Consider the following 24,226-nt stretch of genomic DNA (forward strand, 5'->3'; position numbering starts at 1 on the left):
GCAATCCAGGGCCGCATGTGAAGCTCTGGATTGCTTCGGCGCAAGGGCGCCTCGCAATGACGCCGTGAGTTTGATGAAGATTGCGTAGCAAGGTTGGGCAAAGGCGCGCGCGACGCGCCAGCGCCGTGTGCGACGCACCCAGCGTCTTCGTCGCAGCATAGATGGTGGGCACGACGTATTCGCTACGCGAATGCGTCTTTGCCTACCCTACACGACCTGCGCTCGTGGCGACTACCGCAGCCTGTTCAACAGCGACAGCAGCGTCTCGCGTTCCTTCGCATCGAGCGGCGCCAGTGTCTCCTTGGAGATCGCCAGCGCGAGCGGTGCGGTCTTCTCCGCGAGCTGCTGGCCGGCGCGGGTCAGGCTGACTAACAGCCTGCGACCATCCTGCGGGTCCGGGCTGGTTTCAGTGAGACCGCGCGCCGTCAGCCGATCGATCACGCCCTTGATGGTCGCGACATCCATCGCCGTGAACCGTCCGAGCTGGTTCTGAGAGCACGGTCCGGTCTCGACCAGCTTCGACAGCGCCGCCCATTGCGTCGGCGTCAGGTTGCTGCCGATGTCGCGCGCGAAGATCATGGTGTGGCGCTGCCACACCTGCCGCAGGATGAAGCCGATCTGGTCGTCCAGCACATAGGCCGTGCGGGCCGGCTTTGGCGCAGCCTTCGCGGCTTGCCTGGCCTGTGGCTTCGGCGTCGTCTTGGTCGCCGCTTTTGTCGACCGCTTCAGCGGGGCGCTCTTGGCCATATCTTTCCTCGCCTCAGATCGACAGATGCGCGTCGCGGATGTCGGGCCGCGCGTCGAGCTCGGCCATGGTGCCGGAGAAGCAGATGCGACCGCGCTCGATGATGTAGGCGCGGTCAGAGATCAGCTTCGCGAAATGCAGGTTCTGCTCGGAGACGACCAGCGAGACGCCTTCCTTCTTCATGGTCAGGATCGCATCGACCATCTGCTCCACGATCTTCGGCGACAAGCCTTCCGAGGGCTCATCGAGCAGGACCAGCGACGGATTGCCCATCAGCGTGCGGGCGATGGTCAGCATCTGCTGCTCACCACCGCTCATGCGGCCGCCCGGGCGACTCTTCATCTCGCCGAGATTTGGAAACAGCTGATACAACTTCTCGCGGGTCCATTGCGGGGCATTGGGCCGCGGCTTCTGGCGCCCGACCTCGAGATTCTCCTCCACCGTCAGCTCGGTGAAGATTCTGCGCTCTTCCGGAACATAGCCGAGGCCGGCACGGACGATCTCATGGGTCGGCGCGGACGAGATGTCCTTGCCCTCGAACATGATCTGGCCCTCGCGCAGCTCGACCAGGCCGACGATCGAGCGGAAGGTCGTCGATTTGCCGGCGCCGTTGCGCCCGAGCAGCGCCACCACCTCGCCCTCGCCGACCTCGAGGCCGATGTCAAACAGGATATGCGCAGGACCGTAGTGGCTGTTGAGATTGGCGACGGACAGCTTCATGCCGGAGCTCCCTCGCGATGATCCGCATCATACAGCAGGCCTTCGCCGAGATAGATCGCCTGCACCTCGCGATTGGCCCGCACCTCGGCTGGCGATCCCTCGGCAATGAGACTGCCACGATTGAGCACGAGAATGCGGTCCGCATGCTCGAACACCACGTCCATGTCGTGCTCCGTGAAAAGGACGCCGATCGACTGCTCACGCGCGATTCCGGCGGTCAGCCGCATCAACTCGACGCGCTCGCGCGGCGCCATGCCGGCGGTCGGCTCGTCCATGAGCAGCAGCTTCGGCTGGTTGGCGAGCGCGATCGCGAGCTCCAGCCGCTTGAGGTCGCCATAGGCGAGCTCGCCGCAGGGACGCTCGGCATAGCCGGCCATGCCGACGAGATCGAGCAGGCGATCTGCTTCGTCGCGCTCGATGGCAAGCATCGGGCTCCAGAAATCGAACAGGCGGCGATGATGCGAGACCAGCGCGACCTGGATGTTCTCACGCACCGTCATGGTCGGATAGGTCGCGGTGATCTGGAAGGTCCGCCCGACTCCGAGCCGCCAGACCTCGCGCGGCTTGCGCCCCGTGGTCTCCTGCCCCATCACGGTGATGCGGCCGCTGTCCGGCACGTTCTGGCCGTTGAGCATGTCGAAGCAGGTGCTCTTGCCGGCGCCGTTCGGACCGATCAGCGCGAGGATCTCGCCGGCCTGCAGCGTGAACGACACGTTACGGACGGCGTGAATGCCGCCATAGGATTTAGACAGGCCTTCGACCGAGAGCAGCGACACGCCGAGACTCATTGTGCGCCCTCCATCTTGGCCGACAGCGAAGCCCCCTTGGGGGCCGCTGCGCGGCGCCGATGCATGACGGTTTCGACCACGCCCACGATGCCTTTCGGGAACACCACCACGATCAGCACGATGAAGATGCCGAGCACGAGCTTCGACCAGTCGGTCTGGCTGACCAGCCAGATGTTGAGCGCCTTGTAGACGATGGCGCCGAAGATCGCGCCGGGCACCGTCTCGACGCCGCCCAGCAGCACCATGACCAGGGCATCGACCGACAGCGAGATGCCCATGTTGTCCGGAAAGACGCTGCCCTTGAGATAGGCGAACAGCGCACCGCCGAGGCCGGCCGTCGTGCCGGCGATGATGAACGCCGTCCACTGGATGCGCTTGCCGTTGATGCCGATCGACTCGCTGCGCAGCGGAGAGTCGCGCATTCCGCGCAAGGCGTAGCCGAACGGCGAGAAGGTGATCAGACGCAGCACGCTGACGACGAACGCGGAGACGCCGAGCGCGAGCCAGTAGAAGTGCGACGGCGACGCGGCCCATTTCTCCGGCCAGAGCCCGAGAATGCCGTTGTCGCCGCCGGTCACCGCAACCCACTGGAACGCGATCGACCACACGATCTGTGCGAATGCGAGCGTCAGCATCGCGAAATACACGCCCGAAAGCTGGACGGCGAAGGCGCCGAACACGGCCGCACCAAGCGCGCCGAGCAGCGGCCCCAGCAAGAGGCAGGCGATCATCGGCAGCCCCGCCATCTTCGCGAGGAAGGCGACGCCGTAAGCGCCGAGGCCGAAATAGGCGGCGTGACCGAACGAGGCGAGGCCGCCGACCGCCATCAGGAAATGCAGCGACGCCGCGAAGATCACGAAGATCGCGATCTCGGCGCCGACGGTCAGCGCGTAGTTGCCGGCGATGAAGGGCAGCATCGCCGCCAGCGCCAGCGCGACGAGAGACGCCAGCCGCTCGACCGAGCTCAGCGGACGCCAGGGAATGACGGTGAGACCGGGCGTGCGCCGCGCCGGCGCCTCCTTCTTGCCAAACAGGCCCCAAGGCCGCACGACCAGCACGACGGCCATCACCAGGAACACGAGGATCAGCGAGATCGTGGGGAAGATGAGAATGCCGAAGGCATTGAGCTCCGAGACCAGAACCGCGGCAACGAAGGCGCCGAGGATGCTGCCGAGGCCGCCGATCACGACGACCACGAACACCTCGACGATGATGCGCAGATCCATCGCGTGATGGACCGCGTCGCGCGGGATCTGCAGCGCGCCGCCGAGCGCGGCGAGGAAGACGCCGACCGCGAACACCGAGGTGAACAGCCACTTCTGATTGACCCCGAGCGCTGCGACCATGTCGCGGTCCTGCGTCGCCGCGCGCACCAGGATGCCCCAGCGAGTGCGCTGGAACAGCAACCAGAGCACACCGAGCACGATCGGACCGAGCGCGATCAGGAACAGGTCGTAGCTCGGGATGTTCTGACCGAAGAAATCGACCGCACCTTTCAATCCCGGCGCGCGGCGGCCGACCAGATCATCCGGTCCCCAGATCAGCACGACGAGATCCTCGACCATCAGGGTCAAGCCGAAGGTCGCGAGCAACTGGAACAGCTCCGGCGCGTGATAGATCCGGCGCAGCAGCACGATCTCGACGAGCACGCCGATGGCCGCGACCACGAGCGCCGCCACGATGATGCCGCCCCAGAAGCCGAGCGGACCGGACAGCCGCTCGGTGAGCGAAAAGGCCACATAGGCGCCGAGCATGTAGAACGCGCCATGGGCGAAATTCACGATGCGGGTGACGCCGAAGATGATCGACAGTCCCGACGCCACCAGAAACAGCGAGGCTGCACTGGCAAGGCCGGTCAGGAACTGGACGAAGTAGAAGGCCATGGGCGGTCCGCGTGAGGAGATCGTCGAATCGATGAGCCGCATTTGCGCTCGGGCGCTCCTTCAGAGAGCTGACGAGCAAGCGTGGGGTGAGGGATCTCGGCCCGAACCTGTAGATCAGGCGTCGTATTCCCTCACCCCGCCCGCTCTCCCCCTGCGGGAGAGGGAGAAGCAGGATCGTGTGGATCAGTCCTTCGGCCGGAGCTTGCCGACTTCCGCGTCACCAGGCAGATAGTCCGAGCCCTTGCGGTAGACGGTGTCGACCATGATGCCCTTGCCGTCCTTCAGCGCGGTCTTGCCGACGTAAGCGCCGAGCGTCGACTGGTGGTCGATCTTACGGAACGTGATTTCACCGAAGGGCGACGGCACGGACAGTCCCTCGGCCGCGGCGATCAGCTTGTCGGTATCGGTCGAGCCGGCCTTGGCGAGAATGGCGGCTGCCGACTTGATGGTCTGGTAGCCGACGATCGAGCCGAGCCGCGGATAGTCGTTGTACTTGGCCTGATACGCCTTCAGGAACGCGTCGTGCTCGGGCGTCTTGATCGAGTACCAGGGATAGCCGGTGACGATCCAGCCCTCGGGCGTCTCCTCCTTGAGCGGATCGAGATATTCCGGCTCGCCGGTCAGGAAGCTGACGACCTTGCGGTCCTTGAACAGGCCGCGGGTGTTGCCTTCGCGGACCAGCTTCACGAGATCGGCGCCGAAGGTGACGTTGAGGATCGCCTCCGGATTGGCGGCGGCGACGGCCTGCACCACCGGACCGGCGTCGATCTTGCCCTGCGGCGGCCACTGCTCGTCCACCCACTGGATGTCGGGCCGTTTCTCCGACAAGAGCTTCTTGAACACCGCGACGGCCGACTGGCCATATTCATAGTTCGGCGCAATGGTGGCCCAGCGCTTGGCGGGAAGCTTGGCGGCCTCCTCCACCAGCATCGCCGCCTGCATGTAGTTCGACGGACGCAGGCGGAAGGTGTATTTGTTGCCCTTCGCCCAGGTGATGGCGTCGGTCAGCGGCTCGGCCGCCAGGAAGAACACCTTCTTCTGGTTGGCGAAGTCGCTGACGGCGAGGCCAATGTTCGACAGGAACGTACCGGCGAGCATCGCGACGTTCTCGCTCGAGACCAGTTCGTTGGCTGCGGTCTGCGCATCGGCCGGCTTGCCGCTGTCGTCCTTGGAGACGACGACGAGCTTCTTGCCGTAGATGCCGCCGGCTGCATTGACCTCCTCGACCGCAAGCTGCCAGCCCTTGCGATAAGGCTCGGTGAACGCCGGCAGCAGCGAATAGCTGTTGATCTCGCCGATCTTGATGACGTCCTCGGCGCGCGCCGCGCTCGTCAGTCCCGCGACGGCAAGGCCCAGGCCTGCCGCAAGCATCGTTCTCCGTCGCATCCCTTCAGCCTCCATGTTGAGTCGAATTACCGTAGACCGTCCTCGCCCTTGATCTCGGCGACCGTGAGCCCGCCGACGCGCGGCAGCGGACGGCCGCTGTCGGTGACCGCGAGCGCGACCATGATCTCATTGGCGCGTGGCGCGTCGTTGATCTGCACCTCCATGCCGTCGAAATGACTGCGCACGAAGGCCGCATCTTTGTGGCCGAGCGGAATGTCGAGCGTGCAGCCAACGCCGCCGCGCTTCTTCGACGAGGGGATCAGCGCCGCGCCCTTGCCGAGCACCTTGCGCACCGGCGCCCCCATCTTCGGATGCAGGATCGCGGCCGCATGCTCCAGCTCGCCATCGCTGCCGACGGCCGCCGCCTTGCCATAGCTGTGCGCGGCCGGACCCTCGATGCCGAGCGCGGCGACCGCGCGCTTGGCCAGCATCTCGCCGAGCTCCTCGCCGATCGCGATCAGCGGCGACAGGTCCTCGACATAGCGGCCGGCAAACGGATTCTCGATCACCGCCACTGCCGCAGCCCGCCGCGTCGGCGGCGAGACGGACCGGCCCATCTCCTGATGGACTTCCTCGACCACGGTCACGATCTTCCTGATGACGGCGCTCATCGTCGACCCTTCGTATTCTTGCACATCATGCATCAAACCTCACGCCGCCGCCGCCCGCAACTGCGGCCGACGAACGATCTCGACCGCGCGCGGGCCGACAACGCGAATGTTGCCGCGGAGCTGCAGAACAGCGCCTTCGATCAGACCAGCCGACAGCAGCGACTGCCCACGATGCTCGCCCGCGGCCAGCGCTTCGGCAACCTCGACATCACGGAGCTCTCCGACCTCGCATGTGACGAGGCGGTCACCGAGATCGCTCTCCGGTTGCAGCTCGCACGCAGGTCGGCGAAGCACGGCCGGATGACCCGGAAGGTCGACCGCGTTGCCGATCACCGTCGCAGCCGCATCGGCCTGCGCCGCGCTACGCGCGAGCACCGTCACCGCATCGGCAATGCCCAGCGAGAAGCTGCGACCGTGGCGGCCCGATGTGGCGACACCGCCGATCGCGTCGGCAGCACGAAGCGTCATCCTCCGCATCACGCCCGCGCCGTCGGGACGGTCCATCAGCCCGACGCTGAACGTGGCGGCATCCCGCAGATGGAGTGCGATGTCACCGCCATTGTTGACATAAGCCCGCGTCAGCTTCGCCGCGCCGCGCATTGCGCCGAGAATCTCCTCGGCGACACTACCCGCGACAGCCGCCATCGGCGTGATGAACATCTCGCGCGCAAACGGCACCACGGCGGCATGCATCCGCTGCGCGACGACGCCCTTCAACGGGCAGCGATCCTGATCGGCCCCTCTGCGCAGCACGGACAGTTCCACACACAGCTCGTCGAGCAGCCCCGTAAAACGCTCGGCCGCCGCACGATAGGCCGCACCAATATCGCCATCGGCCGCATCTGCGCCGATGATCAGATCGATCGGGCCGTCCTGCAGATGCAGCCGCCGGTCGGGCAACAAGGCGATCTGTGGCCGCCGGCTCATGCGCCCGGCCTCGGCCACGGCAGTTGGCGGATGTCCTTGCTGACATCCTTCAGCGAAGCGAGCGGCTGGACGTAGTCCATGTGCCCGCCGAGCGCCGCATAATCCGATAGCCTCAGCGTGAACTCGATCGGCGCGACGATCGCAGGCGTCGGCACATAGCCGAAGGCGCCGGCCGGCATCTGGGTCACGTCGACCATATAGGTGATGCCGCCGCCCGGCCAGACATAGACCGGCGCACCGCCGCTCGTCACCCGCGTCAGCGTATCCTTGACCGAACGCGTCAGCCGCACCGGATTGTCGGTGACGCCAGCGCGCAGCGAGCCGCCGGCACCGGCCATGAACAGCACGGTGCACAGCGCCGGCTCGCAGTTCTCCTGGATGCGCTCGACCGAGAACCGCAGCTCCGGCGGCATCTCGCGCTGCACCGGCCTGAGCGTCTCGTCGAGCACGTAGTATCCGGCATGCTCGCCCGTCGTGGACACCATCAGCAGCGTCGTTCCCGGCTTCGCCGTCTTCGGATCGAACGGCCCGAGGATCGACAGCGGATCGGAGATGTCGGTGCCGCCCCAGCCGGTTCCGGGCTGCGCCACCTGGAAGTAGCGGCCCGGCGTCGAGCGGCGTCCCTTCATCTTGATGCCGGTCGCAGGAATGTCGAGCAGCTTGCCGGCCTGGTGCTCCGAAAGAACGCCGGTGATGTGATCATCAACCACGACGACCTCGTCGACCTTGCCCTGCCATTGCTTGGCGAACATGCCGATCGTGGCCGAGCCGCAGCCGACGCGCATGCGCTCTTCCTTGACGCCGTTGACGATCGGGGGCTGCCCCGCCTGCACGATCACGCTGGAGCCCCCGTCGACCACGAGTTCCACGGCTTTGCGGTTGCTGAGGTCCATCAGCGCGTCACAGGTGACACGCCCCTCCTTCTTGGAGCCGCCGGTGAGATGATGCACGCCGCCGAGCGACAGCATCTGCGAGCCGTATTCGCTGGTCGTGACGTGACCGACCGCCTCGCCGTCGACGCGCACCGTCGCCGCTTCCGGTCCGAGATAGCGGTCGGTGTCGATCTTCACCTTGACGCCGCAATAGCTGAAGATGCCCTCGGTCACGACCGTGACCATGTCGACGCCATCGACCACCGACGACACAATGAACGGCGCCGGCTTGTAGTCCGGATAGGTGGTGCCGGCGCCGATCGCGGTAACGAACAGCTCGGGCTGATGCACGATCTTGCCGTCCCAGTCGCCGCTCGCCTGGAACGGCACCAGCTTGCCGCCATGCGACACCGTGCGCTCCAGCAGGATATGCGGATCGACGCGCACCAGCACACCGTCCTGATTGGCATAACGGTCGCAGGCACCTGCCGCGCCCGGCTTGATGTAGCACATCACCGGACAGGCATCGCAGCGGATCTTGTCCGCGGCACCGTCGCTCGCCGTTTCGGTCACCATGCAGAGAAGCCTATCTTGAAGCGGAGCTGGCGGCAAACGTCCACACGCCGCGGCAATTCGTTCGTATACGAATGATGTCGCGCCCCTCCGCCGGCTGTCAAGCGCCACCGCGAACGAAAAGCACGATTGCCGGATAAACGATCAGTTTGCCCTGCACAATGACGACAAATCGTGCATACGCTGCAGCGCAAAACGTGGCACTTGCATGTTAGTACACAAACGATACGCTCGGAGCGATCGCCATCGCATCCTCGTTAACGATAGCATAGCGGACGACAGAAGGGCATGACGCCAGCAACGATTCGGCTGACCGTGAACGGACGGGCGCACGACGTCGCCGCCGCGCCCGGCACGCCCCTGCTTCATGTGCTGCGCAACGACCTCGCCCTGAACGGTCCGAAATACGGCTGCGGCCTGGGTGAATGCGGCGCCTGCACCGTGCTGATCGACGGCCGCGCCGCCCGCTCCTGCGTCATTCCGGTGGAAGGCTGCATCGGCCGCGATGTCACCACGCTGGAAGGGCTGGGCTCGCGCGAGGCGCCCGATCCGGTGCAGCAGGCCTTCATCGCTGAGCAGGCCGCGCAATGCGGCTATTGTCTCAACGGCATGATCATGACGACCAAGGCGCTGCTGGCGATCAAGCCCGATCCGTCACGCGACGAGATCAAGCAGGCGCTGCGCTACAATCTCTGCCGCTGCGGCGCCCATGTCGAGATCCTCCGCGCGGCGATGCGGGCGGCCGGCCACACGCTCGAGGCGCTGGACTGATGAACGATCGCCTCACCAAGGACGAAGACATGCCTCGCGGCCGGCTGGTCGTCGAGCGTCCCATGGCCGGCAACAATGGCCGGTTCGAAACCTTCATCCGGATCACGGCGGCAGGCGAGGTCTCGGCCTTCAACGGCCATGTCGATCTCGGCACCGGCATCCGCACCGCGCTGGGACAGATCGTTGCAGAAGAGCTCGACGTCTCCTTCGCCCGCGTCGTGGTCGTGCTCGGTCACACCGCGGTCGTGCCGAACCAGGGCGCGACCATCGCCAGCGAGACAATTCAGATCACCGCCGTGCCCCTGCGCAAGGCGGCGGCGCAGGCGCGCGCCTTCCTCTTGGCGCGAGCGGCCGCGCAGCTCGGCCTCGACGTTCAGGATTTGACGGTCGAGGACGGGCTGATCCGCGGGCCCAACAACCGCGTCCTCAGCTATGGCGAACTGATCGGCGATGAGACGATCAGCCTCGCGCTCGCCGACGATATCATCGTCAAGTCGATGAACGACTATCAGGTCGTCGGCCGCTCGGTGCCGCGCGTCGATCTGCCGGCGAAGGCGACCGGCGAGCTCACCTACGTACATGACGTGCGCGTGCCCGGCATGCTGCACGGCCGCGTCGTGCGCCCACCCTATGCCGGCGTCGATGCCGGACCGTTCATCGGCACCAGCCTGCTTGACGTCGACAGAGACTCGGTGCGCGGTGTCCCGGGCCTGATCGACGTCGTCGTCATCGGCGACTTCATCGGCGTCGTCGCCGAGCGCGAGGAGAACGCGATCCTGGCCGCCGAGCGCCTCGAGGTGAATTGGAAGCCGGTGCCGGCCTTGCGCGATCTCGACGATGTCGAAAACGCGCTGCGGGCCAATCCGTCCGAGCCGCGACGGCTGCTCGACAAGGGCAATGTCGATGACGCCATCGCCGGCGCCGCCAAGCAGATGCGGCGGACTTATCTCTGGCCTTATCAGATGCACGGCTCGATCGGTCCGTCCTGCGCTGTAGCCGACTATCGCGACGGGCAGATCCGCATTTATTCCGGCACGCAGAATCCGCACATCCTGCGCGGCGATCTCGCCAGGCTGATCGACTGTCCAGAGGATCACATCGAGCTGGTCCGGCTGGAGGCCGCCGGCTGCTATGGCCGCAACTGCGCCGACGATGTCACGGCCGATGCGCTGCTGCTGTCGCGTGCGGTCGGCCGCCCGGTGCGCGTGCAGCTGACGCGCGAGCAGGAGCATCTGTGGGAGCCCAAAGGCACCGCGCAGCTGATGGACGTCAATGGCGGCCTCAATGCCGACGGTTCGGTTGCGGCCTATGAATTCGCCACGCGCTATCCCTCGAACGGCGCGCCGACGCTGGCCTTGCTGCTCACCGGCCGCATCGCGCCGGAGCCCGCCGTGTTCGAGATGGGCGACCGCACCGCGATTCCGCCTTATGATTACGACCATATGCGCATCACAGCGCATGACATGCCGCCGATCGTGCGCGCCTCCTGGATCCGCGGCGTCTCGGCCCTGCCCAACACCTTCGCCCACGAGTCCTACATCGACGAGCTCGCCGCCGAGGCCGGCGTCGACCCGATCGAATACCGGCTGCGCTATCTGAAGGACGAGCGCGCGCGTGATCTCGTGAACGCCGTGGCCGAACGCGCCGGCTGGACGCCGCGCCCCGTGCGGGAAGAGAAGACGCCCGAGAACGGCGTCGTCCATGGCCGCGGCTTCGCCTACGCGCTCTACGTCCACAGCAAGTTTCCCGGCTACGGTGCGGCATGGTCGGCCTGGATCGCCGATGTCGCCGTGAATACGACGACCGGCGACGTCAGCGTCACGCGGGTGATCGCAGGCCAGGACTCCGGCCTGATGATCAATCCGGACGGGGTACGCCACCAGATCGAAGGCAACGTCATCCAATCCACCAGCCGGGCGCTGATGGAGGAGATTCCCTTCACGCGCGGCAAGGTCGCGGCGCGGGAATGGGGCGCCTATCCGATCATCACCTTCCCCGACGTGCCTGAGATCGACGTGCTGATGCTGCCGCGACCGGATCAGCCGCCGCTCGGCGTCGGCGAGTCAGCGTCCGTGCCAAGCGCCGCCGCGATCGCCAATGCGATCTACGACGCCACCGGCGTCCGCTTCCGCGAGCCGCCATTCACGCCGGAGCGCATCCTGAAAGGACTGCGCGGCGAACGGGTGGAGACGCCGGCGCCGCAGTCGCTGCCCGCCCCCGAAAGACCGGCGACCACGTGGCTCAAGCCCTTTGCCAAGCGGGGCGGCGTGATCGCCACCGCCGTCGCGGCCTGCGCCGCGGCGATCGGCGTCGCCGCCGCCGTGCTGCCCTGGCGCGCCATCGCGCCGATCACCCGCCCCGATCCCTCGGTCTATTCCGCTGCGACGATCGCGCGCGGGGAGGCGCTCGCGGCGCTCGGCAATTGCGCGGTCTGCCATACCGCGGATGGCGGCCTGATCAATGCCGGCGGCCGCGCACTGGAGACGCCGTTCGGCACGCTGTTCAGCACCAATATCACGCCCGACGTCGAGACCGGGATCGGCGCCTGGTCCTATCCCGCCTTCGAGCGCGCGATGCGCGAGGGTGTGCATCGCGACGGCCGGCAGCTCTATCCGGCGTTCCCCTACACGCATTTCGCACGAACCGATGATGCCGACCTGCAGGCGCTGTACGCCTACCTGATGGCACAGGCACCGGTCCGACAGCAGGCGCCGGACAACGCGCTGCGCTTCCCGTTCAACCTGCGGCCGCTGGTCGCCGGGTGGAATGCACTGTTTCACGACACGCAGCCGTTCAGGCGTGATCCAACACGATCAGAGCATTGGAATCGCGGCTTCTATCTCGTCGAAAGCCTCGGCCATTGCAGCGCCTGTCACTCGCCGCGCAACGCGCTCGGCGCCGAGCAGCGCAACGCATATCTCGCTGGCGGCTTCGCCGAGGGCTGGGAAGCCCCAGCGCTGACCTCGCTCTCGAGTGCCCCGATCCCGTGGACCGAGGACGAGCTCTACACTTATCTCCGCTCCGGTCAGTCGCGCTTCCATGGCGTGGCCGCCGGTCCGATGGCACCGATCGTCAAGGATCTCGCGACGCTGCCCGATGCCGACATTCGGGCCATGGCGATCTATCTCGCCTCGTTCCAGACGCCCTCGCCCGCGGCAGCGAAGCTGGAGGCGATGGCCGCGGAATTGGAAGCGCGCACCAAGGTGACCTCGACGCCGTCTCCGGCGGCACGGCTCTATCTCGGCGCCTGCGCGGTCTGTCACGAGGTCGGCGGCCTGCCATTGTTCGGCAGCCGGCCCTCGCTGGCGCTGAACAGCAACCTGCACAGCGCCACACCCGACAATCTGATCCAGGTGATCCTGCACGGGATCATGAAGCCGGCCTCGTCCGACCTCGGCTACATGCCGGCGTTCAAGGAGCATCTCAGCGACGTCCAGCTCGCCGAACTCGTCGCCTATCTCCGTCAGCAATTTGCCCCGGACAAGCCGGCCTGGACGGGCGTCGACGCCGCCATCGGTCGCATCAGGTCCGCCGTGGCGCAGTGAGGCCGAGCATGCTCCTTCAGCGCCCGGCGCCCCGACCACCACCCTGACGCGCATTCGGGCACCTCCTTGCCAGTAATTTCGCCTTGCGGCAGTCGCCCTGCCGCTTCTAGAATTTGGGACTATGTTCCAAAAAATGGAACAAATGGTATCATCATGAGCGCCCTGACCAACGCCATCGACATCCTGCGCTGCTTTTCGACCGCGCGACCTGACCTCTCCTTTGCCGACGTCCAGGTCCTGACTGGCAAGCCGAAGAGCTCGACCTCACGCCTGCTCCGCTCGCTGCGCGATTGCGGCCTGCTCGAGCAGGACCCACATAGCCGACGCTACCGCCCGGGCCTGCTGACCTTCGAGCTCGGGCGGCTTCACCGGGCCCATGACGACCTGATCGCCACCGCCGAGGGCGAACTGCGCGATGTCTGCGCGCGCACTGGCCACACCGGCTACATCGCCGTGCTCGACGGCTATCAGCAGGTGGTGCTGCGGATCGTGCCCGGCTCCAATCCGCTGCGCGTCGTCAACCCGCCCGGCCAGCGCACGCCGGCAATCATCACCTCGAATGGCCGCGCCATGCTGGCGCGTCTGTCAGACCAGGAGATCCGGGCGCGCGTGCCGCTCGACTACCCGAAGGTCCCGGCCAACTCGCCGCAGAACTTCACCGAGCTGATGGCGCGGCTGAACGAGATCCGCCGGACCGGCATCTCGGACGCCGCCGACGAGGCCATCGAGGGCGTCGGCTCGCAGGGCTTTGCGCTGGCGAGCGGCGAGAGCGGTGAGCTGATCGGCATCGCCGTCTCCTATTCGGTGCAGGCGACCACCGAGATCGAGCGCGCCAACGTCCGCCGCGAGCTCGGCGCGATGGCTGCCAAGCTGCGCCGCATGACCGGCGATCCGCTCGGCCAGACCATCGAACAACTGGCCGGACTGGCCTCCTGATGACGAGCAGCAGCGCGCCGCGCGTCAACAGCATGGCGCTGTTGATCCTGCCGAGCGCGTTGCTGTTCGCGCTGTTCTTCTTCCTGCCGATCGGATTGATGGCGCTGATGAGCGTCCTGACCGGCAACCCCGTGGTCATGCCGAACGTCGCCCTCACCGCCAAACACTATGCCCGCATGGGCGATGACGGCTACTATCTCGAGGTGATCTGGACCACGATCCGGATCGGCCTCTGGACGACCCTGGCCGCGCTCGTGATCGGCTACCCGCTCGCGCATTGGATGGCGCGGATCAAGAGCCGCACCGGCCATGCGCTGCTGCTGATGGCCGTGCTGGCGCCGATGCTGACCGGCATCGTGGTGCGCACCTTCGCCTGGATGACGCTGCTGTCCGACAAGGGTGTCATCAACCAGATCCTGACCGCGCTCGGGCTGATCACCAGGCCGTTGCAGCTGATGTACAATGAGACCGGCATCATCATCGGCCTCGTCCACATCTATGTGCCTTTCATGGTGCTGACGCTGACTGGCGTGATCGGCCGCATCGACGAGCGGCTGGAGCAGGCGGCGGAGAATCTCGGCGCCAGCCCGTGGCGCGCTTTTCTCGAAATCACCCTGCCGCTCAGCCTGCCCGGCATCCTCGCCGGTTCGCTGCTCGTCTTCGCGCTCGCGATCAGCGCCTACGTCACGCCGATCCTGCTCGGCGGCTTCCAGATCATGACCCTGCCGATCCTGATCTACCAGCAGATCTCCGCGAACTTCAACGTCGGATTCGCGGCTGCGCTCGGCATGGTGCTGCTCATCATTTCGCTCTCGCTCGTTGTCGCGTATAATCACGTGCTCGGCCTCGTTTCGGGCCAGCGCGAGCTGCAATGAGGGCCAATATGACGAGCCTTGCTCCAGGATCGCGGCCGCCGCTTGCTGCGCCGATCGATCTGGCGGCCACACCTGCCCTTCGCAGCAAGACGCGGCCGCTCCGGTGGGGTCGCAGGCTCTATCTCACCGCCAATACCGGCATCCTCGCCTTCCTGCTGACGCCGATCGCGATCGTGATCGTGTTCGCGCTGAACCCCACGCCTTTCATCCAGTTTCCGCCGGTCGGCGTCTCCTTGCGCTGGTTCGAGAAGTTCTTCGCCTCGCGCGACTTCATGCACGCGCTGCTCTTCAGCATCGAAGTTGCGGCCATGACCACGGTCGCGGCCACGGTGCTTGGCGCGTCGGCCGCGCTGGCGATCGCCCGCGGCAACCTGCCAGGCTCTCGGCTGATCGTGGCGACCATGCTGTCGCCGCTGATGCTGCCCGCGATCCTGACCGGTCTTGCATTGTTCCAGTCCTACGTGCTGCTCGATGTCGGGCGTCCCTTGTGGGGCCTCGTCGCGGGCCATACGCTCGTGACGATTCCCTACGTCGTGCGCACCACGCTCGCGGTGTTGCATAATTTCGATGTCAGGCTGGAGGAAGCCGCGCAAAATCTCGGCGCCAGCCCCACCCGGGCCTTCTTCGAGATCACTCTGCCGCTGGTGAAGCCCGGCGTTCTGGCAGGCGCGATCTTTGCTTTCATCGTCTCGTTCGACCAGTTTCCGGTGTCGCTGTTCCTGGTCGCGCCGGGTAGCGAGACCTTGCCGATCACGCTGTTCAACTATCTGAAGTTCGATCTCGACGGCACCATCGGCGCGGCCTCGGTGGTCTCGATCCTGCTCGCCTTCATCGTCGTCATCGCGCTCGACCGCACCGTAGGTCTTCGCTCCTACGTCAAACTCTAAGGGAGATCCCGGACATGACCGCCTCATCGCGTCGTTTTCCTCTGAGCCGCCGCCGCCTGCTGACCGCGGCTGCGTCGCTCGGCGCCGGCGTTGTCGCTGCTCCCTATGTCGCGCGTGCGGATGAGCCCGTTCTCAACGTCACCGGCTGGGGTGGCAAATGGGGTGACGTGATGAAGGCCGAGATCGGCCCGGCCTTCGAGAGCGAGTTCAAGTGCAAGCTCAAGACCGACACCGCGCTGCCGTTCCTGCCAAAACTGCAGGCGAGCTCACGCTCGGCCCCGGTCTACGACGTGCTGCACACCAACTCCAACGAGCAGTGGGCGGCCGTGGAGATGGGTCTCGTCGAGCCCAAGGTCGACCCCAAGCTGGTTCCGAACGTTGCCGACGTCTACCCTTACGCCGTCAGCGACAAGATCGTCGGCGTCTGCATCTTCACCAGCGCCATCGGTCTCGGCATGCGCACCGACAAGGGCTATGGGAGCGTCACGTCGTGGAAAGACTACTGGGATGCGAAATTCAATGGCGCGCGCGGCGGCTATGTGATCCCAGCCAATAGCCTGGGACAGGCGTTCGTGATGATGTGCGGCGCGCTGTATGGCAAGGGCCAGACCGACCTCGACGCCGCCTATGGAGCGCTGGAGAAGCTGAAGCCGATCAAGCTGGTCGACTTCACCGGCGCGATGGAGAAGCTGATCCTGTCCGGTGAGGTCGGCCTCGGCCTCCTGCATGATTCCGGCATCTATCGTTACGACGGTCAGAACCAGCCGGTCGACTTCGTCACGCCGAACGAGGGCGTGCTGTCGCTCGAGCAAGTGCTGAGCATCACGCCCGGCAGCAAGGTGAAGGAGCTCGCCAACGCCTATATCAACTACATGCTGCGCCCCGAGGTCCAAAAGCGCCTCGCTGAGACCGTCTGGTATTCGCCGGCCAACAAGAAGGTCAAGCTCGACTCCAAGTATGACGCCAAGCTGCTGACGACGCCGGAGAAAGTCAGCAAGCTGATCCAGGTCGACTGGAAGTGGTACAATGCACGAAAAGACGAGATCGACAGCCGGGTCAACCGGATCTTCCGCGCATGAGCGCTGCCATCGAGATCGCCGCGGTCAGCAAGATCTATGACGGCGGCGTACGCGCACTCGATGCGGTTGCCGTGAACATCAGGCCTGGCGAGTTCTTTTCGCTGCTCGGCCCGTCCGGCTGCGGCAAGACCACCACCCTGCGCATGATCGCCGGCTTCGACAGCCCAAGCGCTGGCGAGATCCGCCTCGACGGCGCCGACATTACCCATGTGCCGGCGCACAAGCGCGACATGGCGATGGTGTTCCAGAACTACGCCCTGTTTCCGCACCGGACCGTGGCCGAGAACGTCGCCTTCGGCCTGCGCATGCGCAAGATCGACAAGGCGACGATTGCCGCGAAGGTGAAGGCAGCGCTGGCGATGGTTGAACTCGGAGGCCTGGAGAACCGCAGGCCGGCGCAACTGTCCGGCGGACAGCAGCAGCGCGTCGCGCTCGCCCGCGCCATCGTCATCTCGCCGCGCGTGCTGCTCTGCGACGAGCCGCTCGGCGCGCTCGACAAGAAACTGCGCCAGCAGATGCAGTTCGAACTCAAGCAGCTGCAGAAGACGCTCGGCCTCACCCTCGTGTTCGTCACCCACGACCAGGAAGAGGCGCTGGCCATGTCGGACCGTATCGCGGTCATGAACGCCGGGCGCATCGAGCAGATCGGCACCCCGATCGAGATCTACGATCAGCCGCGAACGCGTTTCGTCGCGGATTTCATCGGCGACACCAACATTTTTCGCGGCCAGCGCGTGACCTTGGACAATGGCGTCGGCATAGCCGCCGGCAACGGTCTGGTGCTGGCCCTGGCGGACACGGTCGCAGCAGCCGAGGGCGAGGTTCTGTCGGTCGCGCTGCGGCCGGAGAAGATCTCGGTGTCGCCAGCCGAGGTGGCCGATGCCAAGCGGACAGGCATGTCCGCGCGCGGCACCGTCGAGAGCACCAATTTCCTCGGCGGCGCGGTGCTGTACCGCGTCGCCCTGGAGAGCGGACAGCACGTGCTGGCGCAACAGCCGAATTCCGGGGCTGGTCCGCTCCACGCGCCGGGTCAAACGGTCACGCTCGACTGGCGTCCGGCCGATCTCGTCATTCTCGAGGATTGATATTGTGAGCGTCAAATTCTTATTCCCGCAGCAGTACCGTGCGCTGCAGTCACAGAGCAGCGTCGAGGAGCTCGTGCCGTGAGCGCGGCCGGCATGGAGACGATCAGCCTCGACGACATCGAGTCGCTCGCGGTCGGCGCCTGGATCCTCGGCACCGGCGGCGGCGGCAGTCCCTATCTCGGCCTGCTCAACCTGCGCCGGCTCTATGCGGAGGGACATCGCGTGCAGATGATGTCGCCGCTCGACCTCGCAGACGACGACTGGGTCGCGGTGGTCTCCAACATGGGCGCCCCCTTGGTCGGGCAGGAACGGCTGGCCGACAGCCGCAGCATCGCGCGTGCGGTGCGCATGCAGGAGGAGATCAACGGCATCACATTTCGCGCCGTGATGTCGGTCGAGATCGGCGGCGGCAACGGCATGCAGGCGCTGATGGCGGCGGCGCATCTGAACATCCCCGTGGTCGACGCCGACTGCATGGGCCGCGCCTTTCCCGAGGCGCAGATGACGTCGGTCGCGATCGGCGACCTCAAGCCCTATCCCTGCACGCTCTACGATCCGCGCGGCATCGAGGCCGTCGTGACCAAGGTGCCGAGCTGGAAGTGGATGGAGCGCACCAGCCGCAAGATCTGCGTCGAGATGGGCTCGATCGCCTCGACCAGCAAGGCGCCGCGCACGGGCCGCGAGGTCAAGGACTGGGGCATCCATTTCACCACCACCAAGGCGATTGCGATCGGCCGCGCGGTCGAGGCCGCCAACAGGAGCCACCACGATCCGATCGCGGCGATCCTGGATTGCGAGGGCGGCCAGCGGCTCTTCAATGGCAAGATCGTCGACGTCGAGCGCCGCACCACCGAAGGATTTCTGCGCGGCAGCGCCGTGATCGAGGGCAGCGACGACGATCGCGGCACCCGGCTCAAGCTGTCGTTCCAGAACGAATGGATCGTGGCTTGGCGCGATGGCGAAGCCATCGCGATGGCGCCGGACCTGATCTGCGTGCTCGACAGCGTCAACGGCCACGGCATCGGCACCGAGACGGTGCGCTACGGCCAGCGCGTCACCGTGATCGCGCTGCCCGCACCGGCCGTGCTGACCAGCCCGCGCGGGCTCGAATTCGTCGGCCCGCGCGCCTTCGGCTATGACCTCGATTTCCGGTCGCTGTTTGCGACCCCTGGAGCTCCCTGAGAATGAAGCGGATTGGCATTGACGTCGGTGGCACCAACACCGACGCCGTCCTGATTGCCGACGACGAGGTCGTCCACTCCGTCAAGAGCGCAACCACCGCCGACGTCACCTCCGGCATTCTCGCCGCGCTCAGGGCGCTGCGAGAAAATCCCGCGGCGGCCGTGCCGGTCGATGCGGTCGTGATCGGCACCACGCACTTCATCAATGCGGTGGTGCAACGGCGGCACCTGCAGAGGATCGGCGCCATCCGAATCGGGATGCCCGCCTCCGCCTCGCTGCCGCCGTTCTGCGACTGGCCGGCCGATCTCGCCGCGCTGGTCAGCGCCGAGACCTTCATGCTCGAAGGCGGCCACGATTATGATGGCCGCCCCTTCATGCCGCTCGACACGGCCGGACTAAGGGCCGCCGCGCACGCGATCAAGGCCAAGGGCCTGCGCGCGGTCGCGGTCGCCTCGTCGTTCTCGCCGCTCGACCCGAGCTGCGAAAACACTGCGCGCGAGATCCTCGCCGAGATCTGCCCCGAGGTCGCCGTCACCCTGTCGCACGACCTCGGCCGCATCGGACTGCTGGAGCGCGAGAACGCCGCCCTGCTCAATGCCGCGCTCCACGACCTCGCGGTCACGACGGTCGCCGCCTTCCGCAAGGCGATCGCGGAGTCCGGCATCGATGCGCCGCTGTTCCTGACGCAGAACGACGGCACCGTGATGCAGGCGGAGATCGCGACCGCCTTCCCGGTCATGAGCTTCGCCTCCGGCGCCACCAACTCGATGCGTGGTGCCGCGTATCTCTCCGGCCTCGACGACGCCATGGTGGTCGACGTCGGCGGCACCACCAGCGACATCGGCCAGCTGCGCCACGGTTTTCCGCGCGAGGCCAACGCCGTCGTCGAGGTCGGCGGCGTCCGCACGCTGTTTCGCATGCCCGATTTGCTCTCGATCGGGCTCGGTGGCGGCAGCCATGTCGAGCAGGATCCGGTCCGCGTCGGCCCGCTCAGCGTCGGATACCGGCTGACATCCGACGCGCTGGTATTTGGCGGCGACCGTCTGACCGCGACCGACATCGCGGTCGCGGCGGGGCTGATCGACATCGGCGACAGATCGCGCGTCGCGCATCTGCCGAAAGGCCTGATCGACGCCGCGCTCGCCGACGCCCACCGCAAGCTCGAGGGCGACATCGACCGCATGAAGACCGAGGCCGGCGACGTGCCGCTGCTCGCGGTCGGCGGCGGTGCCTTCCTGGTGCCGGAGCGCCTCGCCGGCATCTCCAACATCGTCCGCGTCGACCATGGCGACTGCGCCAATGCGGTCGGCGCCGCCATCGCCCAGGTCTCCGGCGAGGCCGACCAGGTCTTCCGCGACCTCACCCGCGACGAGGCCATCGCCGCCGCGCGCGGCATCGCCGAGGCACGCGCCGTGCAGGCCGGCGCCGACCGCGACACGCTCAAGACGGTCGATGTCGAGGACATGCCGATCGCCTACCTCCCCGGCAACGCGCTGCGCGTCCGTGTTCGCGTCGCCGGCGCCATCGCCGAGCCGACCATCGGCGCAGCGGCGTAGTCCACTGTCATCACGCCAGCTCGGCGATCCGCTCGACCCCGGCCTCCGCGCCTTGCGCCTTGGCCGCCGCCATCGAGCCGCCGAGGTCAATGCCCCGGCAGCCGTTGTCGACGACGATGGCCGCGAAGCCGAGCCGCCGCGCATCGACCGCCGAATAGTGCACGCAGAAATCGGTGGCGAGACCGACGAGAAAAACCCGCTTCAGGCCGCGCTCGCGCAGATAGCCGGCGAGGCCGGTGGGCGTGGTCTTGTCGTTCTCGAAGAACGCCGAGTAGGAATCGATCGTGGCACGAAAACCCTTGCGGATGATGAGCTGCGCCTTGTCGGTCGCAAGATCGGCATGGAAGGCCGCGCCCGGCGTGCCTTGGATGCAGTGATCCGGCCACAAGGTCTGCGATCCGTAGGGCATCGTGACGGACTCGAACGGCGCCTTTCCCGGGTGGCTCGAGGCGAACGAGCTGTGTCCCGCCGGGTGCCAGTCCTGGGTGAGGACGATGTGATCGAACATCCCGCTCAGCCGGTTGATCACCGGCACCACGGCATCGCCGTCGGCCACGGCGAGCGCGCCGCCGGGGCAAAAATCGTTCTGCACATCGATGATGAGCAGCAAATCCTCGTTGGCCTTGATCTGCATTCCGGTCTGCATCCGTTTCACGCGTACTCCATCAAGGATGGCCCCAGCCCGCGGCAATCTCAAGCCGGACCGCCGAACAATCCGCGGCAAGCCAGCCCCACCATTTTGGAATCCCTGCCCTGCAGGCCGGGCCTGGAAACGCCAGCCGATTCATGGATTCTCCCGGCGGGAGAGAATGGCCGATGCAGACTGCCGTCACACACCATTCCAAGAGCCAGCGTCTCGAGCGCTGGGCGGTCGCCACCCTGCGCGAGGCCGGCGCGATCGTCGAATGCGAACAGCACGGCTGGATGCGCGAGCGCGGCGATCCGCATGCGCTGGCTCTTGCGCTTCGCATCGCACGCGACGATCCGCCACGCGGCTTGTGTAGCTCGGAAGCGGTCGCGGCGATCGAGGACGTCCTGGCCGCGACCGGCGACACCTGCCCTGATTGTTCACGGCACGGAGAGCCGGAAGATCCGCCGCGATTCAAATAAGTGATTCCGCAGCTACCCCAAGATGCCCTAGCCTGAGGCCTCCAGCGGGAGACGCCATCATGCCGAATCATCCGGTCCCGTGGCTGCTGCGCAAGCCATGCCCGACCTGCGGTCGCGCGCTCGCGGTGCGCGAGGGCAAGGGCGGGCGCCGCGAGCTTACTTGCCCGACCTGCGATGGGCCCGATCCGCTGCACTCGCCCAAGGCGCTCCGCTGGGCGAGGGGATCGCTTCGGCCGCCGGAGCGGCCGAAGCAACATTGACGTCACTGGCGCGTAAGCTTGCGCTCGACTTTCTTGCGGCTGTTGCCGACCTTCTTGACCGCCTTCTTCACCGCGGACGCCGAGCGGCCGCTTTTCTTGGCTTCGTAGCGGACTTCGTAGTCCTGTCCACCCGCGACGCGGGCGCGATCCTGCTTGCGTCCGCGCGCGGACTTCGCGGTGGATGTCTTCTTCGCTGCCATGGTGCATCTCCTTCTCAGCGCGCAACGCGCGACCCATCGAAGCGGTTCCGCCGATGAGGAAGGCCCATCGCATCGATCAGCCGACGTCGAACTTGACGCCCTGCGCCAGTGGCAGGCTGCGGCCGTAGTTCACCGTGTTGGTGGCCCGGCGCATATAGGCCTTCCACGAATCCGAGCCGGACTCGCGGCCGCCGCCGGTCTCCTTCTCGCCGCCGAACGCGCCGCCGATCTCGGCGCCCGAGGGACCGATATTGACGTTGGCGATGCCGCAATCGGAGCCGCGCGAGGACACGAACAATTCGGCCTCGCGCAGATCATTGGTGAAGATCGACGACGACAGGCCCTGCGGCACGGCGTTGTGCAGCTCGATCGCGGCATCGAGATCACGATACGGCATCACGTAGAGGATCGGCGCAAAGGTCTCGCGCTCCACCGGGCCTGATTGCGCTTCGATCTCGACCAGCGCCGGCCGGACGTAATAGGCCTGCTCGAAGCCGGCGACGCGCTCGCCGCCGAACACACGGCCGCCGTGATCGCGCGCGGCGCTCAGCGCGTCCTGCATGGCGTCGTAGGCGCCGCGATCGATCAGCGGGCCGATCAGGGTGCCCTGCTCCAGCGGATTGCCGATCGCCACCGAGGCGTAGGCCTGCTTCAGCCGTGGCACGAGCTGGGCGTAGACGTCTGCATGCACGAACAGGCGGCGCAGGCTGGTGCAGCGCTGGCCCGCGGTGCCCATCGCCGCGAACGCCACGGCGCGCAGGGTGAGATCGAGGTCGGCCGTGGGCGTGACGATCGCGGCATTGTTGCCGCCGAGCTCGAGGATGGCGCGGGCAAAGCGGCCGGCAAGGCAGGCGCCGACGACGCGGCCCATGGCGGTCGAGCCGGTCGCCGACACCAGCGGCACCCTGGCATCGTCGACCAGCATCTCGCCGACCGTGCGGCCGCCGAGCAGCAGGCCGGCGAGCCCCTCCGGCGCCTCACCGCCCTCGCGGCGATAACGTTGCAGCGCGCGCGCCAGCAGCGCGTCGGTCGCGAGCGCGGTCAGCGGCGTCTTCTCCGACGGCTTCCAGACGACGCTGTTGCCGCACACCAGCGCAATCGCCGCGTTCCAGGCCCACACCGCCACCGGGAAGTTGAAGGCGGAGATCACGCCGGTGACGCCGAGGGGATGCCAGGTCTCCATCATGCGATGCTCGGCGCGCTCGGTCGCGATGGTCAGCCCATAGAGCTGGCGCGACAGGCCGACGGCGAAGTCGCAGATATCGATCATCTCCTGGACCTCGCCGAGCCCCTCGGAGACGATCTTGCCGGCCTCGATCGAGACCAGGCGACCGAGCGCAGCCTTGTGGGCGCGCAGCTCCTCGCCCAACAGCCGCACCAGCTCGCCACGCTTCGGCGCGGGCACGAGGCGCCACTGCAAGAACGCGGCATGGGCGCGCGCGATCACCGCGGTCGCATCCGCCCTGGTGTCGTCGTGCACATGGGCCAACACCTCGCCGGTCACGGGCGAACGCGCGGCGCGCGTCCCACCGCGCAACCGCTCCGGCGCAACGCCGAGCGAGGTCAGGATCTCGGCCGTTTCCGCAACGAGGGTCAGGGGCGATGCTTGGCTGGGCGACATATGCAACTCCGGATTGTCCCCCGCACCGGTGCGCGCGAGACGTCATGAATGGTCCATCATAAACGCCCCCGTGTAGATCAAATCCGGCTGCGGCGCGAGCACCCGGGCGCTGGGCAAACGGCCACTGGGCAGGTCGCTCGTCAGCGCACGGAGGCGTCCTCCCGCTCGTTCTGTTTCTCGCGCGCCGGCTGAGCCTTCTGGCGCGCATCGGCGAGATCCCGCGACGCAACGCGCCCGGGCTGATGGGATCGACGACCCCTCGCGAGACACGAGGGCGCAGGGAATGCCGGGAGCTGGCCGCCCCCATGGCCCGCCTGCTCAAAAAAATGCAGGCGGCAGGAACCACAGGTTCAGCCGAGACATCCCGGCATTCCCCGCGCGATGGTCTTCACGATTATATCGTGATCTCCCCGGTGTGCGGCTCTTTAGCCACCGTCGCCCCCGGGATCATCGCCCGAAAGCTTAGCGCCAGCGTCGCGGCGCCAGGACCACACGACTTCTCGTCCGCCAGTTGCCGTTCGTCCGCGTGCAAGCACGCTGCGGCAGACAAGCGGCCATCGCCTCCCCGCCTCACGTGTCGTGACGATCGCGATACGCCCCTCGTGGCGAAGCAG

At 66.7% G+C, this 24,226-nt stretch carries 22 protein-coding genes; 11 read left to right on the plus strand and 11 right to left on the minus strand.

All coding sequences use genetic code 11. The features are described from left to right. Positions 1 to 231 precede the first annotated feature (231 nt). The 8 genes from QW868_RS28315 to QW868_RS28350 all read right to left on the minus strand — a co-directional run bounded on the left by QW868_RS28315 (position 232) and on the right by QW868_RS28350 (position 8,508). Positions 232 to 747 (minus strand): MarR family winged helix-turn-helix transcriptional regulator, encoded by a 516-nt coding sequence (locus QW868_RS28315; protein WP_316232053.1) that lies wholly within the window; start codon positions 745 to 747, stop codon positions 232 to 234. Between the two features lie 13 nt (positions 748 to 760). Further along, positions 761 to 1,465 carry an ABC transporter ATP-binding protein gene (locus tag QW868_RS28320; RefSeq protein ID WP_315740912.1) on the minus strand — a complete coding sequence of 235 codons (705 nt, stop codon included), beginning with the start codon at positions 1,463 to 1,465 and terminating at the stop codon, positions 761 to 763. After that, entirely contained in the window at positions 1,462 to 2,253 is a 792-nt protein-coding gene (locus QW868_RS28325) for an ABC transporter ATP-binding protein (RefSeq protein WP_315740913.1), read from the minus strand. Before QW868_RS28325 ends, QW868_RS28320 begins: the two co-directional genes overlap by 4 nt. Continuing rightward, entirely contained in the window at positions 2,250 to 4,136 is a 1,887-nt protein-coding gene (locus QW868_RS28330) for an ABC transporter permease (RefSeq protein ID WP_316232054.1), read from the minus strand. Before QW868_RS28330 ends, QW868_RS28325 begins: the two co-directional genes overlap by 4 nt. A gap of 183 nt (positions 4,137 to 4,319) precedes the next feature. Continuing rightward, positions 4,320 to 5,522, minus strand: coding sequence for an ABC transporter substrate-binding protein (locus QW868_RS28335; protein ID WP_316232055.1), 1,203 nt, complete (start codon positions 5,520 to 5,522; stop codon positions 4,320 to 4,322). Between the two features lie 26 nt (positions 5,523 to 5,548). Further along, a complete protein-coding gene (locus QW868_RS28340) occupies positions 5,549 to 6,133 on the minus strand; it encodes an amino acid synthesis family protein (RefSeq protein WP_315715503.1) in 585 nt (194 codons plus the stop codon). A gap of 39 nt (positions 6,134 to 6,172) precedes the next feature. Continuing rightward, entirely contained in the window at positions 6,173 to 7,060 is an 888-nt protein-coding gene (locus tag QW868_RS28345; RefSeq protein WP_315740916.1) for a UPF0280 family protein, read from the minus strand. Then, on the minus strand, positions 7,057 to 8,508 hold the full coding sequence (locus tag QW868_RS28350; protein WP_316232056.1) for a 6-hydroxynicotinate reductase: 1,452 nt from the start codon (positions 8,506 to 8,508) through the stop codon (positions 7,057 to 7,059). The genes QW868_RS28345 and QW868_RS28350 overlap by 4 nt, the downstream gene beginning before the upstream one ends. Before the next feature lie 285 nt (positions 8,509 to 8,793). Between QW868_RS28350 and QW868_RS28355 the strand changes: the two genes are divergently transcribed. The 9 genes from QW868_RS28355 to QW868_RS28395 all read left to right on the plus strand — a co-directional run bounded on the left by QW868_RS28355 (position 8,794) and on the right by QW868_RS28395 (position 20,421). Next, positions 8,794 to 9,276, plus strand: a complete 483-nt coding sequence (locus QW868_RS28355; protein ID WP_316162888.1) for a (2Fe-2S)-binding protein — start codon at positions 8,794 to 8,796, stop codon at positions 9,274 to 9,276. Beyond that, entirely contained in the window at positions 9,276 to 12,821 is a 3,546-nt protein-coding gene (locus tag QW868_RS28360) for a molybdopterin cofactor-binding domain-containing protein (RefSeq protein WP_410051336.1), read from the plus strand. Before QW868_RS28355 ends, QW868_RS28360 begins: the two co-directional genes overlap by 1 nt. Positions 12,822 to 12,974: 153 nt before the next feature. After that, positions 12,975 to 13,757 carry an IclR family transcriptional regulator gene (locus QW868_RS28365; protein ID WP_315740919.1) on the plus strand — a complete coding sequence of 261 codons (783 nt, stop codon included), beginning with the start codon at positions 12,975 to 12,977 and terminating at the stop codon, positions 13,755 to 13,757. Next, a complete protein-coding gene (locus tag QW868_RS28370; RefSeq protein ID WP_315758074.1) occupies positions 13,757 to 14,632 on the plus strand; it encodes an ABC transporter permease in 876 nt (291 codons plus the stop codon). Before QW868_RS28365 ends, QW868_RS28370 begins: the two co-directional genes overlap by 1 nt. A gap of 8 nt (positions 14,633 to 14,640) precedes the next feature. After that, positions 14,641 to 15,519, plus strand: a complete 879-nt coding sequence (locus tag QW868_RS28375; protein ID WP_315776213.1) for an ABC transporter permease — start codon at positions 14,641 to 14,643, stop codon at positions 15,517 to 15,519. 14 nt (positions 15,520 to 15,533) lie between these two features. Then, positions 15,534 to 16,598, plus strand: a complete 1,065-nt coding sequence (locus QW868_RS28380) for an extracellular solute-binding protein (protein WP_316232057.1) — start codon at positions 15,534 to 15,536, stop codon at positions 16,596 to 16,598. After that, on the plus strand, positions 16,595 to 17,683 hold the full coding sequence (locus tag QW868_RS28385) for an ABC transporter ATP-binding protein (RefSeq protein WP_316232058.1): 1,089 nt from the start codon (positions 16,595 to 16,597) through the stop codon (positions 17,681 to 17,683). Before QW868_RS28380 ends, QW868_RS28385 begins: the two co-directional genes overlap by 4 nt. Before the next feature lie 93 nt (positions 17,684 to 17,776). After that, a complete protein-coding gene (locus tag QW868_RS28390; RefSeq protein ID WP_410051337.1) occupies positions 17,777 to 18,865 on the plus strand; it encodes a DUF917 domain-containing protein in 1,089 nt (362 codons plus the stop codon). Positions 18,866 to 18,867: 2 nt separating this feature from the next. After that, entirely contained in the window at positions 18,868 to 20,421 is a 1,554-nt protein-coding gene (locus QW868_RS28395) for a hydantoinase/oxoprolinase family protein (RefSeq protein ID WP_316232060.1), read from the plus strand. 10 nt (positions 20,422 to 20,431) lie between these two features. Here the strand turns inward: QW868_RS28395 and pncA are convergent, their stop codons facing one another. Next, on the minus strand, positions 20,432 to 21,067 hold the full coding sequence (gene pncA / locus QW868_RS28400) for a bifunctional nicotinamidase/pyrazinamidase (RefSeq protein WP_316232073.1): 636 nt from the start codon (positions 21,065 to 21,067) through the stop codon (positions 20,432 to 20,434). A gap of 170 nt (positions 21,068 to 21,237) precedes the next feature. On the opposite strand from pncA, the gene QW868_RS28405 reads away from it, so the two are divergent. Continuing rightward, on the plus strand, positions 21,238 to 21,531 hold the full coding sequence (locus QW868_RS28405; RefSeq protein ID WP_315782478.1) for a hypothetical protein: 294 nt from the start codon (positions 21,238 to 21,240) through the stop codon (positions 21,529 to 21,531). A 59-nt stretch (positions 21,532 to 21,590) separates the two neighbouring features. Beyond that, on the plus strand, positions 21,591 to 21,791 hold the full coding sequence (locus QW868_RS28410) for a hypothetical protein (RefSeq protein WP_315740927.1): 201 nt from the start codon (positions 21,591 to 21,593) through the stop codon (positions 21,789 to 21,791). 2 nt (positions 21,792 to 21,793) lie between these two features. Here QW868_RS28410 and QW868_RS28415 read toward each other — a convergent pair whose 3' ends face one another. Both QW868_RS28415 and QW868_RS28420 read right to left on the minus strand, forming a co-directional pair. Beyond that, positions 21,794 to 21,991, minus strand: coding sequence for a DUF3606 domain-containing protein (locus QW868_RS28415; protein ID WP_316232061.1), 198 nt, complete (start codon positions 21,989 to 21,991; stop codon positions 21,794 to 21,796). A 76-nt stretch (positions 21,992 to 22,067) separates the two neighbouring features. Beyond that, positions 22,068 to 23,612 (minus strand): aldehyde dehydrogenase family protein, encoded by a 1,545-nt coding sequence (locus QW868_RS28420; RefSeq protein ID WP_316232062.1) that lies wholly within the window; start codon positions 23,610 to 23,612, stop codon positions 22,068 to 22,070. Between the last annotated feature and the right edge of the window lie 614 nt (positions 23,613 to 24,226).

The sequence above is a fragment of the Bradyrhizobium sp. SZCCHNR1051 genome (assembly GCF_032489615.1).
In the GTDB taxonomy this organism is placed as follows: Bacteria; Pseudomonadota; Alphaproteobacteria; order Rhizobiales; family Xanthobacteraceae; genus Bradyrhizobium.

Excerpts from the sequence above, each read along its gene's own strand:
- QW868_RS28360 (WP_410051336.1), top strand. The coding sequence starts at position 9,276 with ATGAACGATCGCCTCACCAAGGACGAAGACATGCCTCGCGGCCGGCTG.
- QW868_RS28320 (WP_315740912.1), bottom strand. The coding sequence starts at position 1,465 with ATGAAGCTGTCCGTCGCCAATCTCAACAGCCACTACGGTCCTGCGCAT.
- QW868_RS28325 (WP_315740913.1), bottom strand. The coding sequence starts at position 2,253 with ATGAGTCTCGGCGTGTCGCTGCTCTCGGTCGAAGGCCTGTCTAAATCC.
- QW868_RS28405 (WP_315782478.1), top strand. The coding sequence starts at position 21,238 with ATGCAGACTGCCGTCACACACCATTCCAAGAGCCAGCGTCTCGAGCGC.
- QW868_RS28340 (WP_315715503.1), bottom strand. The coding sequence starts at position 6,133 with ATGAGCGCCGTCATCAGGAAGATCGTGACCGTGGTCGAGGAAGTCCAT.
- QW868_RS28345 (WP_315740916.1), bottom strand. The coding sequence starts at position 7,060 with ATGAGCCGGCGGCCACAGATCGCCTTGTTGCCCGACCGGCGGCTGCAT.
- QW868_RS28350 (WP_316232056.1), bottom strand. The coding sequence starts at position 8,508 with ATGGTGACCGAAACGGCGAGCGACGGTGCCGCGGACAAGATCCGCTGC.
- QW868_RS28385 (WP_316232058.1), top strand. The coding sequence starts at position 16,595 with ATGAGCGCTGCCATCGAGATCGCCGCGGTCAGCAAGATCTATGACGGC.
- QW868_RS28370 (WP_315758074.1), top strand. The coding sequence starts at position 13,757 with ATGACGAGCAGCAGCGCGCCGCGCGTCAACAGCATGGCGCTGTTGATC.
- QW868_RS28390 (WP_410051337.1), top strand. The coding sequence starts at position 17,777 with ATGGAGACGATCAGCCTCGACGACATCGAGTCGCTCGCGGTCGGCGCC.
- QW868_RS28380 (WP_316232057.1), top strand. The coding sequence starts at position 15,534 with ATGACCGCCTCATCGCGTCGTTTTCCTCTGAGCCGCCGCCGCCTGCTG.
- QW868_RS28355 (WP_316162888.1), top strand. The coding sequence starts at position 8,794 with ATGACGCCAGCAACGATTCGGCTGACCGTGAACGGACGGGCGCACGAC.
- QW868_RS28415 (WP_316232061.1), bottom strand. The coding sequence starts at position 21,991 with ATGGCAGCGAAGAAGACATCCACCGCGAAGTCCGCGCGCGGACGCAAG.
- QW868_RS28420 (WP_316232062.1), bottom strand. The coding sequence starts at position 23,612 with ATGTCGCCCAGCCAAGCATCGCCCCTGACCCTCGTTGCGGAAACGGCC.
- QW868_RS28395 (WP_316232060.1), top strand. The coding sequence starts at position 18,868 with ATGAAGCGGATTGGCATTGACGTCGGTGGCACCAACACCGACGCCGTC.
- QW868_RS28410 (WP_315740927.1), top strand. The coding sequence starts at position 21,591 with ATGCCGAATCATCCGGTCCCGTGGCTGCTGCGCAAGCCATGCCCGACC.
- pncA (WP_316232073.1), bottom strand. The coding sequence starts at position 21,067 with ATGCAGACCGGAATGCAGATCAAGGCCAACGAGGATTTGCTGCTCATC.
- QW868_RS28330 (WP_316232054.1), bottom strand. The coding sequence starts at position 4,136 with ATGGCCTTCTACTTCGTCCAGTTCCTGACCGGCCTTGCCAGTGCAGCC.
- QW868_RS28315 (WP_316232053.1), bottom strand. The coding sequence starts at position 747 with ATGGCCAAGAGCGCCCCGCTGAAGCGGTCGACAAAAGCGGCGACCAAG.
- QW868_RS28365 (WP_315740919.1), top strand. The coding sequence starts at position 12,975 with ATGAGCGCCCTGACCAACGCCATCGACATCCTGCGCTGCTTTTCGACC.
- QW868_RS28335 (WP_316232055.1), bottom strand. The coding sequence starts at position 5,522 with ATGCGACGGAGAACGATGCTTGCGGCAGGCCTGGGCCTTGCCGTCGCG.
- QW868_RS28375 (WP_315776213.1), top strand. The coding sequence starts at position 14,641 with ATGACGAGCCTTGCTCCAGGATCGCGGCCGCCGCTTGCTGCGCCGATC.